This is a genomic window from Spiroplasma cantharicola, assembly GCF_001281045.1.
GTDB classification, from domain to species: Bacteria; Bacillota_I; Bacilli_A; order Mycoplasmatales; family Mycoplasmataceae; genus Spiroplasma_A; species Spiroplasma_A cantharicola.
In genome coordinates this window covers 59,391-77,189 of record NZ_CP012622.1, presented here as the reverse complement: position 1 = coordinate 77,189, position 17,799 = coordinate 59,391, and the positions used below count along the sequence as shown (strand labels likewise).

The 17,799-nt window shown below is 27.4% G+C and carries 12 protein-coding genes; all 12 read right to left on the bottom strand.

The features are described 5' to 3' along the window. Positions 1-7 precede the first annotated feature (7 nt). The 12 genes from SCANT_RS00360 to SCANT_RS00305 all read right to left on the bottom strand — a co-directional run bounded on the left by SCANT_RS00360 (position 8) and on the right by SCANT_RS00305 (position 17,787). Positions 8-1,297, bottom strand: a complete 1,290-nt coding sequence (locus tag SCANT_RS00360) for a prolipoprotein diacylglyceryl transferase (RefSeq protein WP_053945761.1) — start codon at positions 1,295-1,297, stop codon at positions 8-10. A 63-nt stretch (positions 1,298-1,360) separates the two neighbouring features. Beyond that, positions 1,361-2,293, bottom strand: coding sequence for a thioredoxin-disulfide reductase (gene trxB, locus SCANT_RS00355; RefSeq protein WP_053945760.1), 933 nt, complete (start codon positions 2,291-2,293; stop codon positions 1,361-1,363). After that, positions 2,277-3,692, bottom strand: a complete 1,416-nt coding sequence (locus tag SCANT_RS00350) for a prolipoprotein diacylglyceryl transferase (protein WP_053945759.1) — start codon at positions 3,690-3,692, stop codon at positions 2,277-2,279. Before SCANT_RS00350 ends, trxB begins: the two co-directional genes overlap by 17 nt. Then, positions 3,661-4,590 (bottom strand): HPr(Ser) kinase/phosphatase, encoded by a 930-nt coding sequence (gene hprK, locus SCANT_RS00345; RefSeq protein ID WP_053945758.1) that lies wholly within the window; start codon positions 4,588-4,590, stop codon positions 3,661-3,663. Before hprK ends, SCANT_RS00350 begins: the two co-directional genes overlap by 32 nt. A 53-nt stretch (positions 4,591-4,643) precedes the next feature. Then, positions 4,644-5,309 carry a folate family ECF transporter S component gene (locus SCANT_RS00340; RefSeq protein WP_053945757.1) on the bottom strand — a complete coding sequence of 222 codons (666 nt, stop codon included), beginning with the start codon at positions 5,307-5,309 and terminating at the stop codon, positions 4,644-4,646. Position 5,310: 1 nt separating this feature from the next. Then, entirely contained in the window at positions 5,311-6,408 is a 1,098-nt protein-coding gene (locus SCANT_RS00335) for a bifunctional folylpolyglutamate synthase/dihydrofolate synthase (protein WP_053945756.1), read from the bottom strand. Next, positions 6,401-9,244: an excinuclease ABC subunit UvrA gene (uvrA, locus tag SCANT_RS00330; protein WP_407696237.1), complete on the bottom strand. Its 2,844-nt coding sequence runs from the start codon at positions 9,242-9,244 to the stop codon at positions 6,401-6,403. Before uvrA ends, SCANT_RS00335 begins: the two co-directional genes overlap by 8 nt. A gap of 8 nt (positions 9,245-9,252) precedes the next feature. Further along, entirely contained in the window at positions 9,253-11,238 is a 1,986-nt protein-coding gene (gene uvrB, locus SCANT_RS00325; RefSeq protein ID WP_053945754.1) for an excinuclease ABC subunit UvrB, read from the bottom strand. Between the two features lie 134 nt (positions 11,239-11,372). Beyond that, positions 11,373-14,273 (bottom strand): preprotein translocase subunit SecA, encoded by a 2,901-nt coding sequence (secA, locus tag SCANT_RS00320; RefSeq protein WP_053945753.1) that lies wholly within the window; start codon positions 14,271-14,273, stop codon positions 11,373-11,375. Between the two features lie 211 nt (positions 14,274-14,484). After that, positions 14,485-15,450, bottom strand: a complete 966-nt coding sequence (locus tag SCANT_RS00315) for an L-threonine 3-dehydrogenase (protein ID WP_053945752.1) — start codon at positions 15,448-15,450, stop codon at positions 14,485-14,487. Between the two features lie 2 nt (positions 15,451-15,452). Beyond that, positions 15,453-16,643, bottom strand: a complete 1,191-nt coding sequence (locus SCANT_RS00310) for a glycine C-acetyltransferase (protein WP_053945751.1) — start codon at positions 16,641-16,643, stop codon at positions 15,453-15,455. Position 16,644: 1 nt separating this feature from the next. Further along, a complete protein-coding gene (locus SCANT_RS00305) occupies positions 16,645-17,787 on the bottom strand; it encodes a TSUP family transporter (RefSeq protein WP_053945750.1) in 1,143 nt (380 codons plus the stop codon). Positions 17,788-17,799: the final 12 nt, after the last annotated feature.

Genomic DNA, 17,799 nt, shown 5'->3' with positions numbered 1-17,799 from the left:
TACCCTCCTATTTTTTTTCTAATTTTTCTTTTAATTTTTGTCTTGCTTTTTCTTCTTTGATCTTGTTTTTCTCTATTTTTTTTGTTTGTATTTCCTTTTTAAACTCCTTATTATTTTCATGGTCTAAGTAGAAATATTCTTGTTCGTATATAAAACCAGTTGCTCTAAATAGATATGGAAAAACAAATTGAGCCATTAATGCGACTAATAAACCAAAGAACATTGACAAAGCGATTATGGTTAAAGATAAAGTTCTTTGATACATTAGGAATAAATGATCATCTGGTCTTCCTATTTCTAAGATAAGTCTTACTAAGTTTCATACAAAGAAATATGATCCTGCTTGCACCCCCGATCTAATAAGCACATATTTTTCAGGGTTATTACATTTGGATAAAAGTCTTCCTTGTTTTCATTTTCTTTTAATGTAATTTTTATCATCTATTTTTACTATTTCTTTTTTATATAATTCGATTTCTTTTTTATGATGATTTGCATAAACTTCTTTTTTTCAAATATTAAATTTAGAAAGTCCTTCAAATGAACCTTCTGGGTTTACTTTTCAAGGCTTTTTACTACATCACTTACCAATATTGGGAATTACAAAAGTTATTATTAATCAAGCTGCAATTAAACTCATTGATTCATATAAAAATATTGGTGACATAAGATAGTTCTCACCTTTTTCAAGAACTAATCCATTTAAGGTCTCTCCATTATCTCCATCATAAGTTCAAACCATATTTCTTCTTATAAAATAGGGTAATCAATTTAAAGCTGTTGAATCTCCATTATTCCATAGTGCAACAGGTTTACCAAATATTTCGTGATTAAAGAAATTTCCTCATCTACCAATTCCTTGACCAACAAGAATATTTGGAATTATACAATCGGCGTAGACTCATAATGAAACTTTAGTTCTTCTACCTAAAAAATAAAATATTATCAATCCAGCTAAAGTACCAATATAAACTCCCCCGTGAATTGCCATTCCACCATTTCAAAATGCAAATAATCCAAAGAAACCACTATTATTTTTCCCATAACCTCCAGCATTTAATTTACCAAAAAAACTAGCTCCTAATAAAGAAACAGGTACTATAATTGCTGCTCCAATTCAAAGTTCAGTCAATGATACGCCTCTTCTATAGAGTTTTATAGCTGAAATTCCCACAGCAAAAATTACTCCTAAAGTCATAGTTAAAGCATAAACATGAATAAAACCATAATCATCTCTTACAGTTCATCATTGTGTTGCTTCTTTTCAGTTGTCTTTTTGTATTCATCCATATAACATTTTATCAACACCTTTTATAACTTTGATTATTTTAACATAGCAATTAATAAAAAACCTTGATAATTAATCAAGATTTTCAATATAATTTACAGCGTTTTGACCAGCAATTGCCCCATCAGATGTGGCTGTTGCAATTTGTCTAAAGGGTGTATTTCTTACATCTCCAGCCACGAATAAGCCTTCAATTTTAGTTTTCATTCTTTCATCTCCAACAACGTGCTTTTCTTCATTTAATATCTGAATTTGCTTCACAAAGTTTGTTACTGGATAATGTCCAATAAATGGAAAAATAGCATTGACTTCAATTTCTAATACCTTATTTTCAATAGTATTTTTTATTTTAATTGAAGATACTTTTTCACTACCTTGTATACTTTCAACAATAGAGTCCAAAATAAATACTATCTTTTCATTAGATTTAGCTTTCTCTAATGTCTTATTATCAACTCTAAATTTTTTACTTCTATGTATAAGATAAACTTTTGAAACAAATCTTGTTAAAAATATAGATTCTTCAATTGCGCTATAACCTCCACCAACAACTGCAACAGGCATTTCTTTATAAAAACTTCCATCACAAACAGCACAATATGAAACTCCTTTTCCATAAAGTTCAATCTCTCCTGGAACTCCTAATAAATTTTCTTTTGTACCAGTTGCAATAATTAATGCCTTAGATTTTAAGATTTTTCCATTTTCAAGAATTACACTAAAAACTTCTTTTTTTTCAAAATCTTTTAAACCTGAAAATTCAAAGTTAGCACCCATTGCAGTTGCTTGTTCAAAGAAATGCATTGCTAAATCTGGTCCTTGAATATTTGTAAAACCTGGATAATTTTCAATTTCTCCAGTTTTAATAACTTTACCACCAGGAGCTTCTTTTTCTAAAACTAAAACATTTAATCCAGCTCTCCCTGCATATATTGCAGCACTTAAACCAGCAGGACCAGCACCTGCAATTATTAAGTCATAATCAACATTAATATGATTTTTCATATAATCAACCTTCTTCCCTTCATTTTTTTGGAGCAATAAACTGTGCAAATATAATTATAGATAACCCAAGTATCAAAAATCCTGTTAAAAATAAGGAATTTAGAACAACATTGTTTTTAACAGTTAATTCATATGGGTTTCTTAATTGATCAAGAATAACTCTTATCATAGTATAACCTACTATGTATATTCCTGCCAATACTCCACTGTGAATAATTTTATAACTATTAGGATTATTTATTTCATAAAGTTCTTTGGAATCACTTTTTAAAAAACTAATAAATCTATTTTTTTCAAATTTCAATTTTTTTAATTCTGATCTACTATCTTTTTTTAATTGAATTCTATAATTATTAAATTCTTGCTTTGTTATTTTACTTTTTTCTAACTTACTTTTTTGTTTTTGTATTTCTTCATTATTTTTTCTAATTAAAGCTACATATTTTTCTTGTGCTTTTATTGCTAATGTCTTTCTTTGATCTATTTTAAATTGAGCCTTTTGAGTTAAATCTTTTGAAGGTTCATATAATGTATACGCCTTTTTTCAAACTCAAGAATTTGACAAATATAGCTTACCTTCTTTATCCTTCAAATATTCAATTGTTGTTTGAGTATTATAGATTTTTAAATTTTCTTCGGAAATAGATTTAAAAGTTTTATTTGCTTTACATGGGAAATTCTCTGGGTCTATTTTTCAAGGTTTTTTACTTATGATTTTTCATAAGTTTGCAAAAACAAAAGTAATTAAAAGTCAAAGAAATAAAGTTGCAAATGATTCATATAAAAATAAGGGTTCACGAAATTGAAGTGTATCTAATTCTGAAGATGCACTTAAGTCTTTAAAATAAAACAATCTATGTCAAATAAAATTTGGCAATCAATTTATTTTATTTAAATCATGGACTTCTCTACCTAATATTTCGTGATTAAATAAGTTTCCTCATCTTCCAATTGATTGACCTAATAAAATATTGGGAACAATACAATCTGCATAAACATAAATCGAAATTCTGCTTTGTCTACTTTTATGTCATAATCACAAAAATGCAGCAGTGCCTCCACAAAGCATTGAACCAAAAAAACTCATTCCCGGTTCTCAAAAGAAAACTAACATATAAAGTTTTCATTGATCCCCTGATGACCCTAACTTTCCAAAAATACTTGCCCCAATTATTCCAACAGGCAATGATATATATATACCATTCATAAAATCTTTAAGTGGAATACCTCTTTTATATAATTTAAAAGCTGATACAAATATTACAGTGAGAACTCCAGTTACAACTAAAAGAGAATATAAAAATGATAGTGGATCAGATTCATATGGAATCTTTTCTCCATTTTCTCAAATAACATCAGATAAAAAATTAATCATTATTAAATTTAATTGCTCTTTCACTTAAAATTTGAGTTTCATCTTTATAAAGCCCACTTTGCTTAATTTTTAATTTAGCAACTGCAGCTTCAATTATGTTTGGGATATTTCTTCCTGAAGACACAGGTATTTTAATATAAGGAACTGAAGCTCCTAATATTTCATATGTTGCAAAAGAAGTTCCTAATCTTTCTGAATCATCGATACCATTTTTCTTAAATTGTGTTAATTCAATAACAAGATCAATTTTAGTTTTTTCTAATATAACTTGATAACCATTAGTTTGAGAAACGTCAACTATTCCAATTCCTCTAACTTCAACTAAATTTTTCAGTATTTCATGACTTTTGCCATATAATTCATTTGATTTTTTAGTAATAACAATTCTATCATCACCAACAAATAAATGATTTGTTTTAACTAAGTCTAAAGTAATCTCAGACTTACCAATTCCAGATTCACCAATTAATAAAACACCTTTACCAAAAATATTTACACATGAAGCGTGCACTTCAATTAGAGGTGCAAAATAATCATCCATAAATTCAAGAACATTTTGAGTAAAATCACTAGTTGATTCTGTTCTAGTTCTCACAAGCAATGAGTTACTTTCTTTTGCAACAGTTATTGCTAATTTATCTTCAAACTTATCTGTAAGAATTATCATTGGAATATTTCTTGAAAAGAGTTTTTGATATCTTAATCGTCTTTCTTTTTCTTCAAAATTCATAATGTACAAATATTCTTTTGTAGACATTACAATTATTCTATGAGATTTTTCTCCACTTTCAAAGTAACCAGTTAATTCCAAGCCAGCTCTATTTATTCCATAAACATCAATTTTATTTTCTATTTTATCTTGACCTGAAACAACTTCTAGTTTAAATTCATCAATTATTTTTTTTGCATAAAGTTTACTCATTTTTTTTACCTCAATAGTAATTATATCTAATAAATTAATTAAAAAATCTAGATTTAATAATCTAGATTTTTTAATAAATACTCTGTTTTAAAACATCATACAAACTCAGTATTTCAATTTTTTAGCAGCTTTCTTATAGGTAAAAATGTTGAATATGTAAAGGATATATAAATTGGTAAAATTATTGGCAATTTAATTAACTTCGCCACAAAATCAACTCACGCTGCGTCTCCTTTTCAAGACATCATTCAAATTTGATTTAATATTAAACTTTGAAAAATATATGCAATTGAATATAAAATAATAATTTTTAAAAGAATTCTATTTTGTGCTCTTGTTAAAAAAACAAGTGATCCAAAAAAAGCTAAAACACATTTACCAAACATATAACCTGCATGATAACCATAACTACTTGGCATAACAATTGCCATTAAAGTATCTGTACAAATAGCAGAAATGATTCCACATAAAGGACCAAATAAAAGACCTAATAAAAAGATAATTCAGTCACCTAAAGCAATATGAGTATTTCCAATAATTGGAGGAAGTTTATAAGTAAATCCAGTTAATACTGCACTACAAGCTGCAAATAATGAAATTACTGTTAGATGCTTTAAACTAATTTTTTTAAAAGTAAAATTCTCTAAAGCTAGAGCACATAAAAGAATTCCTAGAATAAGAAATATAGCTGCAATATTTGTATATAGATATAAATTCATGTTATTTCTTCTCCATTCATTTATATACTAATGGAATAAAATACAAACTTCCACATACTAATATATTTTTATTTTTATTTTCTGTAAGAAAATTTTTTCAATTATTAATAATTGTATAATTAGCAAATTCCTGTTGATTTATTTTTCAAGATTTCTTATGATCAAATTCTGTTAAGAAAATATTTTTTTTCCTTTTTCTAAAAACATTTAATATTCTCTTATAATTTTTACCCTCGCTTGCTCCAAATAAAATTATTAAATCTTCAATATCCTTTATTTGCTTAGAAAGTTTTAAAGCTCCATTATGATTATGACAACCATCAATAATAAAAATTGGGTCACTTCTTAACAAGCTATATCTTCCCAAAGGGGCCTCATTAAAAGAATCAACTGCAATTCCTAAATAATTTAATACGGCTTTTGCTAAACCTTTATTAAAACTTTGAAAATAAACTGGGTCAATAAATTTTTTTGTAAAGACCTTTGGATTATCATTAATTGTTTTTATTATTTTTTTATATTTTATATTATCTGCACTTAAAAATATTTTGACATTCTCTTTTGCAATGTTTAATTTCTGATAAATAATCTCCTCAATTGTTTCACCTAAAATTTCTTGATGATCTAAACCAAGAGAAGTTACACAAACTGCCAATTGTTTTTCAAAGACATTTGTTGAATCCTTTAAACCCCCAATTCCTGCTTCGATAACAGCAATATCAATTTGTAATTCGTGAAAATATAAAATTGCAATAAAAGTTCAAATTTCAAAAAAAGTTAACTCATATTTTTTAATTAATTTTTCATTTTTTGAAAGTATTCTTTTTAAATCTTCATCTGAAATCATTTTTGAGTTATATTGAATTCTTTCATTTTGATTTAAAAATGCTGGAGAGATGAATAAACCAACCTTTTTAAATTTAGTTTTTAAACCACTAAAAATAAATTGTGAAGTAGAACCTTTACCATTTGTTCCTACTACATTAATAACTTTAAAACTATTTTGTGGATTTCCAAGATCTTCTAATAATTTTTTTAAATTATAACTTTTTTTAAAAATTATTTCAGAAGGTATTAAATTTTCCTCAACACTAATCATTTAAATACTCCTTTAAATATTTTGCTGTAAAGCTTTCTTTGTTTTCAATTATTTGTTCTGGTGTACCAGTAGCAAGAATTGTTCCTCCTCCACTTCCACCTTCAGGACCTAAATCAATTACATAATCTGAAACTTTTATAAAATCAAGATTATGTTCAATTGTTAAAACTGTGTTTCCTTGATCAACTAAAATATTTAAGACACTTATTAATCTTTTTACATCATCAATATGTAATCCTGTTGTAGGTTCATCTAATAAAAATAATGTTTTACCTGTTTGTCTTTTTAATAAGAAAGTTGAAAGTTTAACTCTTTGTGCTTCTCCCCCAGAAAGAGTTGTAGCATTTTGACCTAATTTTATATAACCAAGACCAACAGCTAATATTGTTTCTAATTTTTCTCTAATCTTAGGAATATTTTCAAAAAAATCATGAGCTTCTTGAACAGTCATATTTAAAACGTTTCAAATATTTTTTCCCCTATATTTTATTTGAAGAGTTTCTTCATTATATCTTTTACCATCACATATTTCACAAACCACTTCAACATATCCAAGAAATTGCATGTCAACACGAACAACTCCATCTCCTCAACAAGAGTCACATCTTCCACCAGGAACATTAAAACTAAATCTTCCTTTTTTATAACCTCTAATTTTTGATTCTGGAATTTCTGTATAAAGATCTCTAATATCATCAAAAACAGATGTGTAAGTTGCAGGATTAGATCTTGGTGTTTTTCCAATTGGATCTTGAGATACATAAATAATTTTGTCAATATTTTCTCATCCCTTAATTGATTTATACTTACCAGGACGAATTAACTCTTTATTTAATTCTTTTTTTAATCCTTTATAAATAACTTCTTCAACTAAAGTTGATTTACCACTACCACTAACCCCAGTAACAGAAATAAATTTACCTAATGGTAGAGTTACATCGATGTTTTTTAAATTATTTTCAGTTGCACCCTTAATTTCAATTTTTAAACCATTCCCACCCCTACGTTTTTTTGGTGTAGGTATTGATAATTGTTTTGATAAATATTTTCCTGTTAATGAATTTGGATTTTTACAAATATCTTCATATGTACCTTGAGCTGTAATATTTCCACCCTCAATTCCAGCTCCAGGCCCTATATCAACAATTCAATCTGATGCCTTCATTGTATCTTCATCATGTTCTACGACAATTAATGTATTTCCTAAATCTCTTAATTTTTTTAGAGTAGTTATTAATTTATCATTATCTCTTTGATGTAAACCAATTGACGGTTCATCAAGAACATAAAGAACTCCTGATAATTTTGAACCAAGTTGCTTTGCCAATCTAATTCTTTGTGCTTCTCCTCCAGATAAAGTTGTTGCACTTCTTGAAAGAGTTAAATAATTTAACCCTACCTCATTTAAAAAACTTATTCTTGAAACTAGTTGATTTAAAACTAAACTTGCAATTTTGGCTTGTTGCTCAGTCAAATTTAAATTTAATAAAAAAGTTAATTCCTCTTCAATAGTTAGTTCTACAAAATCTGCAATTGAAAGATCATTAATTTTTACACTTAAAGCAATATCATTTAATCTTTTACCTTTGCAAGTTTTACAAACCTTTGACATCATATATTTGCCATAATATTTTCTATTGTCCTCTGATTTGGTTTCAATATATTTTCTTTCAATTATATTTGCTATTCCCTCAATATAATCAAATGCTCTTAATGTATTTCCACTAACTGTTGTTATTTTAGTTTCAATTGGTTCATCACTTCCATATAAAATAACATTAATTTGTTTTTCACTTAACTTATTTATTTGAGAATTTATATCAATTAAATAATAATCACATAGTAATTTAAATTTTTGTCATTCAATATTTGTTGAATCAACAATATTTTTGTAATATAAAATACCACCTTCGCGAATTGAAAGTGATGAGTCAGGAATTATTAAACCTGGATCAGCTTCTAAATTAACTCCTAGACCAGAACAAGTTTCACAAGCTCCATTTTTTTTATTAAAAGAAAATAAGTTTGCTTCTAAATTGGGAATTGAAAATCCACACTCACTACAAGAATACTTAGTTGAAAATAATTTAGTTTCATTATTTCTTTTTGGATAATAAATTTTTATTAAACCATTTGAATAACCCAAACCTACTTCAATAGCTGAATAAATTCTTGACTGTAACTCTTCATCTCCTGCTTTAAAAATTAATCTATCTACAACGATATCAATGTTATGTCTTTTATTTTGTTCTAATTGAATATCTTCTTCAAGATTTCTAACTTCTCCATTTATTTGTACTCTTAAAAAATTTTCTCTTTTTAATTTTATAAAAAGATCTTTATGAGTTCCTTTTTTATCTCTAACAACAGGTGCTAAAATAAAAATTTGATCATCTTCTTTTGTTTCCTTTTTTAAAGTTTCTATTATTTCTTTAAGAGAAGAAGTTTTAATTGGACCATGTCCATTTACACAAAAAGGAGTTCCAATATTTGCAAATAGTAATCTAAGATGGTCATGGATTTCAGTTGTTGTTCCAACAGTTGATCTTGGATTATGACTTGTTGTTTTTTGATCTATTGAAATTGCTGGACTTAAACCTTCTATTTCATCAACATCTGGTTTTTCAACTGACTTTAAAAACTGTCTTGAAAAAGAAGAAAGCGATTCAATATATCTCCTTTCACCTTCAGCATAAATAGTATTAAAAGCTAATGAAGATTTCCCACTTCCAGAAAGTCCTGTAAATACTACAAGCTTCTCTTTTGGAATTTCAATGTCAATATTTTTCAAGTTATGTTCTCTTGCTCCTTTGATAATTATTTTTTTATTCATAATGATAACCTCTATCCTTCTGCTTGTAACTCTAAAATAAGATCTCTAAGTTCAGCTGCCTTTTCATAATTTTGTTCTTTTGCAGCAGTTAACATTTGTTTTCTTAAGTCAGAAATTAAATCTTCTTTTTTCTTTTCTTTTTCTTTTTTCTTTAGTTTCTTTAATTCATCAACTTTATTTCTAATATTTGAATCAGAAATAATATCTGTAATTTTTTTGATAATAGTTGTTGGAGTAATTCCATGAAGTTTATTATACTCTTGTTGAATATTTCTTCTTCTATCTGTTTCTTCAATAGCTTCTTTCATTGCTGGAGAAGTTGAATCAGCATAGAAAATTACACGTCCTTCTGAGTTTCTTGCAGCTCTTCCTATTGTTTGAATTAAACTTCTTGTATTTCTTAAAAAACCTTGCTTATCTGCATCAAGGATACAAACTAAACTAACTTCGGGAATATCTAATCCCTCTCTCAATAAGTTAACTCCAACAATAACATCATAAACTCCTTTTCTTAAATCAGTTAAAACCTGATTTCTTTCCAAAGTCTTTAATTCTGAGTGTAAATAGGCAACTTTTAAATTTCTTGATTGTAAGTAAGTTGTAATATCTTCTGAAATTCTAATAGTAATTGCTGTAATAAAAACTTTTTGTTTTTTTGCAACAACTTTATTTATTTCATCAACAATGTCATTCATTTGATTAACTGTTGAGCGAATTTCAATTTGTGGATCTACTAAACCTGTTGGTCTAATGATTTGTTCTATTACATCATTATCTACTAAATCAAGTTCATAAGGTCCTGGCGTTGCAGATGTATAAATTACATTTTTTAATTTTCCTGCAAACTCTTCAAATTTTAATGGTCGATTATCAATAGCACTTGGCAATCTAAAACCGTGCTCAACTAGAGTTTCTTTTCTACTTCTGTCAGTATTATACATAGCATTTAATTGAGGAATCATCATATGAGATTCGTCAATGATAGTTAAAAAATCATCTCCAAAATAATCAATTAAAGTAAATGGAGGTGTACCTGGTGATCTAAAATCTAAATGTGGTGAATAATTTTCTATCCCACTACATATTCCAAACTCACTCATAGTTTCCATATCGTATTTAGTTCTTTTCATTAATCTATCAGCTTCAATAAATTTTTTTTGGTCTTGAAATCATTGAACTCTTTGGTTTAATTCTTTACCAATATTTTCTACAACTAATTTCATTTTATCAAAATTAGTTACATAAGCTGCAGCTGGATAAACAGTAAACATTCTAATTTTTTCTAAAACTGTATTATTTAAAACATCAATCATTTCAATTGCTTCAATTTCATCACCAAACATTGAAATTCTAATATGATATTTATCAGTTCAACTTGGAGCAATTCTTATAACATCACCTTTTGCACTAAAATAACCCATAGATAAATCAGTTTCATCACGTGTATAACCTGTTTGCACTAAAAAAGTTAATAACTCTTTTTTAGATAAAAGTTGACCTACTTCTAATTCAAAGAAAACATCTCCATACTCTTTTGGATCTTGAGTTGCATAAATACATGCAACAGATGCAACTACTATTGTATCTCTTCTAATCATTAATGCATTCATTGAGCTCAATCTCATCATTTCTAAATCATTATTTCTCTTTGCATCTTTATCTATATATAAGTCTCTCGATGGAATATATGCTTCTGGTTGATAAAAGTCAAAATTTGAAACATAGTATTCTACTCTATTATTTGGAAATAACTCTTTTAACTCAATATACAATTGCATTGCTAATGTCTTATTGTGTGCTAAAACAAGAGTTGGCTTATTCATCTCTTGAATAACATTTGCCATTGTAAATGTTTTACCCGTTCCAGTTGCTCCCATTAAAACTTGATGTTTAACATTATTTTTTAACCCATGAATTAATTTTTCAATTGCTTTTGGCTGATCTCCATCAGGTTTATATTCAGTAACTAGACTGAATTTTTGATTTGTACTTTCCATTTTATTACCTCTTTAATAGGACATAAAAAATCTAGAGTTTGGCCCCTAGAAATAATCTTGCCTAGCAATATTTTACATAGTTTAATAAAAAAAACAAGACTTTTGTCTTGTTGTAAAAAATAGAAAAAAATATTTTAACCAATTTTTGTTTTTGTTTGAACTTGTTCTGTATCTTCAATATCATCTTCTGATATTGAACCATCGGGATTAGTCTTAAATGTTTTTTTAACTTTACCTTTTTCGTCAACAATTTTAAATTCTTTTTGTCTTTTTTCTAACTCTGCAGCTAAAGCAGTTAATATCTGAGTTTCAATTAAAAGTTTAGTTTTTTCTTTTTCATCAGTTTCTTTTTTAATTAATTTCTCATAACTAGTTTTGACGTCTTTTGCAGTGAAAGTTTTCTTCAATTTAAACTTAGTCATCATTCTTTCAACTTCTTCGAAAGGAACCTCAGTAGTTTTTTGTTGTTGTGCAAAAACTTCATCAAGTTTTTTCATTAAACCTTCAAGAATAGCATACTGAAATTTAACTTTTTCTAACTCATCTTTTTTACCTTTTAACTCTTTTTTAAGTTCTTTAAATCTATCTTCAACAGTTTTTCTTGCAAATTTTTCTTTAGGAATTTTTCATTCTTCTAAAATTTGATCGATATCTTTATCACTTATATTAATAGTTTTTGGTTCGTCATTTCTAAATTCAAGATTTTTTCCTTCTTGACTAACTTCTCTAACAAATGACCCATAAAGTTTAATTATTGTTTCTTCTGCAATCATTATTTTCATTTTATTAAATAATCTAGCTGATTCTTCAACATACTCATGTAATGGGTTATTTTGTGCATATTGTTGTAAGTAAATTCCACTTCTTAATTTTTGATTTATATTAATGTGTTTTTGTCAGTGATAATCTAATGATTGAAGAATAGTTCTTCTTTCCATTTCGCTTATAACTTCCTGAGGTACTGAACTTGTTTTACTCAAATATAATTCCATCATATTTTCAGATATCTTTTTAGCTATTTGACCTTTTTCTAATCCACTAAAATCATTTTCAGTTAATGAACCTTCAATAACAAACCTTGAATCAATTTCTTTTATTAAAGAAGGGATATTAATTGTTCTTTCACCTCTAACAAGCTCTGAATTTCTTTCAACAATTTCATATGCAATTGTGTATTGAAATCTTGCAATAACTCCTTTTAAAGTTTCTTGTTCTAAAATTGAATCTCTTTGAGAGTATATTGCTTCACGTTGTTGTGAAAGAATATTGTCATAATCTAAAACATTTTTACGTTGATCAAAATTCAATCCTTCAAGTTTTTTTTGAGCATTTGTAATTGCTCTTGTAAACAATCTTGATTTAATATGGTCGTCTCCTAATTTTAAAAACATTTGTCTTAATTTTGGAGCTGAAAAACGAATCATTAATTCATCTTCCATTGAAATATAAAATCTTGAACTTCCTGGGTCACCTTGTCTACCAGCTCTACCCCTTAATTGATTATCGATACGTCTAGCTTCGTTACGTTCAATACCCATAACAAATAGACCACCATTTTTCTTAGCTTCTTCTGAAAGCTTGATGTCTGTTCCACGACCAGCCATATTAGTAGCTAATGTTATTGAACCTACTTGTCCAGCTTTTTCAACTATTTCAGCTTCTCTATGGTGATTTTTGGCATTAATCATTTCAAATTTTAAACCAGCTTTTTCTAAATAATGAGAAACTTGTTCAGAAGAGTCAACTGAAGTTGTTCCAATAAGGATTGGTCTTCCAGCATTTTTTACTTCTTCCAAATCTTTTACTAAATGTTTTAATTTGGCATTGATTGTTCCAAAAGTTAAGTCTGGTTCGTCAACTCTGATAATTGGTTTATTTGTTGGACAAACAATAACTCTTGTATTATATATTTTTAAAAATTCTTCCTCTTCAGTTTTTGCAGTTCCTGTCATTCCTGAAAGTTTATTATAAAGTCTATAAAAATTTTGATAAGTTATTGTTGCTAGTGTTGTTGTTTCTTCTTCAATTTCAACATCTTCTTTTGCTTGTAAAGCTTGTTGTAAACCATCACTATATGCTCTACCTGGCATTGTTCTTCCTGTAAATTGATCAATTAAAATAATCTCATTACCCTGAACAGTATATTCAACTTCTTTTTTAAAAGTAAACATTGCTTTTAAAGCATTCATAATTAAGTGAAATACTTCAGTGTTTCTAAAATCAAACAAGTTATCAATACTAAAGAATTTATGTGCTTTTTGAATTCCTGGTTCAATTAAATAAACTTGTTTTGATTCTAAATCAATTTCAATATCTGTTTTTTCATCTAATGATTTAGAAAAAGCATCTGCTGCTTTATATAAATTAATTCTATTTTGACTTCCACCAGAAATAATTAATGGAGTTCTTGCCTCATCAATAAGTATTGAGTCAGCCTCATCAATAATTGCAAAATTAAGTTTTCTTTGAACTTTTTGGTCTAGACGATAAACCATATTATCTCTTAAATAATCAAAACCTAATTCTGAGTTAGTTGTATAAGTTATATCTTTTGCATAAGCATTTCTCTTTTGTTCTTTTGAAAGATCCCTACCATTTAGTCCAACACTAATCCCTAGCATGTCATAAACTTGACCGTTAATTTCACTATCTCTTCGTGATAAATATTCATTAACAGTAACAACGTGAACTCCTTGTCCAGATAATGCATTTAAATAAGCAGGAAAAAGACCAGTTAAAGTTTTACCTTCCCCGGTTCTCATCTCAGCAATATCTCCTTGGTGTAAAATTATTGCCCCAATTAATTGAACTTTATAAGCTTTTAGTTTTAAAACTCTAAATGCAACTTCTCTAACTACTGCAAAAGCTTCAACTAAAAGATCGTCTAAAGTTTCACCATTAGCTAATCTTTCTTTAAATTCTTGTGTTTTATTTAATAAATCAGCTTCACTTAATTTCTCATAATCAGCTTCTAGTGAAATAATTTCATCTGCTATTTTACCATGCTTCTTAACTATTGATTTATCTCTTGCCATTAAAAACTACTCCTTTTTTTGCTAAGTCAAAAATCTCTATGATTATACAATTATTATCGTCAAATAGAAAGTTATAAACAAAAAATAAAAGAATTTAATTTTTAAATCGTTGAGACATTATTGTCTATATTCTTTTATATGATAATTATTTAACAAGATAATTATACTAATAAAAACCTTGATATACTATCAAGGTTTCGAGTTTTTAATATTAAATTTTTCCTTCTGCTTTTAATTTTTGCTCTAATTTTTCTAACATCTCTTTTGTCATTGAGTCTAAATCAAATTTAGGATTAAAATCTCATTCTTTTCTTGCACAACTATCATCAATACTATTCGGTCAAGATTCTGCTATTTTTTGACGAACAGGATCTACTTTATACTCCATTTTGAAATTTGGAATATATTTTTTAATTGATTCAAAAATTTCTTCTGGTGCAAAAGACATTGCAGTTATATTAAATGAGTTTCTATGAACTAATCTTTTTTCATCTGCATTCATCAATTTAACAATCGCATCAATTGCATCATCCATATACATCATATCCATTTTTGTACCTTTATCAATATAACACTCGTATTTACCAGTTAATAAAGCTTGATAATAAATATCTACAGCATAATCAGTAGTTCCTCCACCTGGTTCTACTTTATATGAAATTAAACCTGGAAATCTTACTGATCTTGAATCAACATTATATTTTCTATTATAATAATTTTCTAATAATTCTCCTGCAACTTTTGTCACACCATACATTGTTGTAGGGTTCATAACAGTATCTTGTGGAGTATTATCTGGTTGTGCATCTGGTCCATATGCAGCTATTGAAGAAGGAGCAAAGAATTTAGTTTTTAATTCTTTTGCTATTTCTAAAGCATTCATTAAACCAGTCATATTTAAATCTCAAGCGAATTTGGGATTTTTTTCTGCAGTTGCAGAAAGTAAGGCAGCCAAATGAACAATTGTATCTACTTTATTATCTTTGGCTAACTTTAAAAATGAATTATAATCAGTTACATCTAATTTTTCAAAAATACCTTCATCACAAATAAAATTATCATCAAGTTTTCTTATATCTGTTGCTATAACATTATCTATTCCTAAATCTTTTCTTAAACGTGAAACTAATTCTGAACCTATCTGTCCTAAAGCTCCTGTAATTAAAACTTTTTTCATATCTATTTATCTCCTTTTGTTTTAATTTTTTCAAACTCTTCTGTAATAATTTTGTATACTTTATCTAATTCTTCTTTTGAATGTAAAGAAGAAATCATTAATCTTATTCTTGCTTTTCCTTTTGCAACTGTTGGATAAATAATTGGAGAAACTAAAATTTGTTTTTCAAATAATATTTTAGTTAATTCTGTTGCTATTGCCTCTTCTCCAACCATAAATGGTGTTATTGGAGTTTTTGTAGTACCAATTGAATAACCATTTTCAATAAATTTATTTTGAATATGCTTAGTGTTTTCTCAAAGTTTTTTAATTCTTTCATTTGACTTTTGCATTTCCTTTACAATTTTTATCCCAGCATAGCAAATCCCTGTTTGTAATGATGATGAAAATAAAAAGACTCTTGATTTTTGTTTTAGATATTCAATTAGTACTGATTTACCACAAATGAAACCACCAACTAATCCATATGCTTTTGATAATGTTCCAACTTCAATATCAATTTTTCCTTCAAGACCAAAGTGAGCAATTGAGCCTTGACCATTTGGTCCTAATACTCCTTCACCATGTGCATCATCAACAATACTATAAGCATTATATTTTTTTGCCAAAACACTAATTTTATCTAATGGTGCAATATCACCGTCCATTGAAAATACACCATCTGTAATAATAAAAATGTTTCCATTTACTTTATTAGAATTTTCTTTTAATATTTTTTCTAAATCTTCCATATCACAGTGTTTATAAACTGCTCTTTTTGCTTTTGATAAACGAATACCATCAATGATTGAAGCATGATTTAATTCATCAGAAATAATCAAGTCCTCTTCTGTTGTAATTGTGGGTATTAAACCTGTATTGGCTTGAAAACCACTTTGAACAACTAAAGCATCTTCTGATTTCTTAAAATCAGCTAAAACTCTTTCAAATTCACTATGAACAGAATAACTACCAGAAATTGATCTTACTGCTCCAGGACCTACCCCATATTTATCAACTGCCTCTTTAATAGCTTTCACAGTAATCGGGTCATTTGCAAAACCTAAATAATTATTTGAACACATATTCAAAAAATCCTTATTATTAATTTTGACAATATCGCTTTGAGCACCCTCTAATATTTTGATAATGTTATAAAGTTTATCTTCTTTTCTAATTTTTAATTCTTTTTCTAAACGATTATATAAATCCATTCTATTCTCCTTTATTTATTTTTTGTCTTTTTTTAATTAAATAAAATTCAACTAACATAGATATTGAGACATAAAATATAACAGCTATTGCTAATCATTTAAGAACTATATCAAAAGTTCTTTTATCCATTCCTGCTCCCATTTGCAGTCCTACAAAGATTAGTAGAAATGAACAGACGACTCCAAAAATTGCAGATATCATAATAAGATTGGATGTTTGCTGTAAATATTTTTTTCTTTTTATAAAAGTATGTGCTGCTGGTAACATACATAATGCTGAACCACAAGCCATTATTGGAAATACTACTTCTTGTTGTAATCCTAAAAATGAAAGTGTAGCCATTGCTGGTGCATATAAACCAATTCCAAATGATTGGATCATTCCTAAAAAGAAAAATACAATTGTTCCAACAATAATTCTTCACGGTTTATCCATTAGAGATGTTTTATCACCAATATTTGATGTGCTAATTACATTCACTTGTGGGTGAGTTAAAATCATTAATATAGCTACAAAAAATAAAGCTACTCCCATAATAATTTTTATAGATGTTTGATCTTTTATTTTTGATACAAATAGCGAACCAACAAAAGTTCCGCAAATAATTGCTATAACTAAAATTAATAAGGTTGCAATATTAACTTGGATAGAACCAACAAATAAAGCTGATTCTATTAAGGCACTAACACCTAAAGCTACATTTAATGTACCAGGTAGTTTTGTGTCATCTTTAATTGCTTTTGTTCCTTTTAATAAACCAGTAATAACTCCAAAAGAGCCAACTCCGATTGTATCTGTAAATCCGCCAGTAAAACCAATTGCTAAAATTGCTTTTTCTTTTTGATTTATATCATCATGCTTAACTTTTAATGTAAATCAAAAGTAAATTATGCTGAATACAACCGCTGATAATAATAAAAATATACAAATTATAAAAGCAATTAATTGCTCACCTTGTCAAATAACTTTCCCAGGATTTTGTCAAGGGAAAAAAACTAGATAATTTATTAAAATTGATATTACAGTTGCTACCATTGCAATTGAAAAAAATAGCATTCATCTTGCAAATTTTTTCTTATGTTCTTGCGATGATAAAAGTAACTGAGCTTCTTCTTCATTAACTTTAATATCTTCTTTTCTCATCTTTTTTCTTTC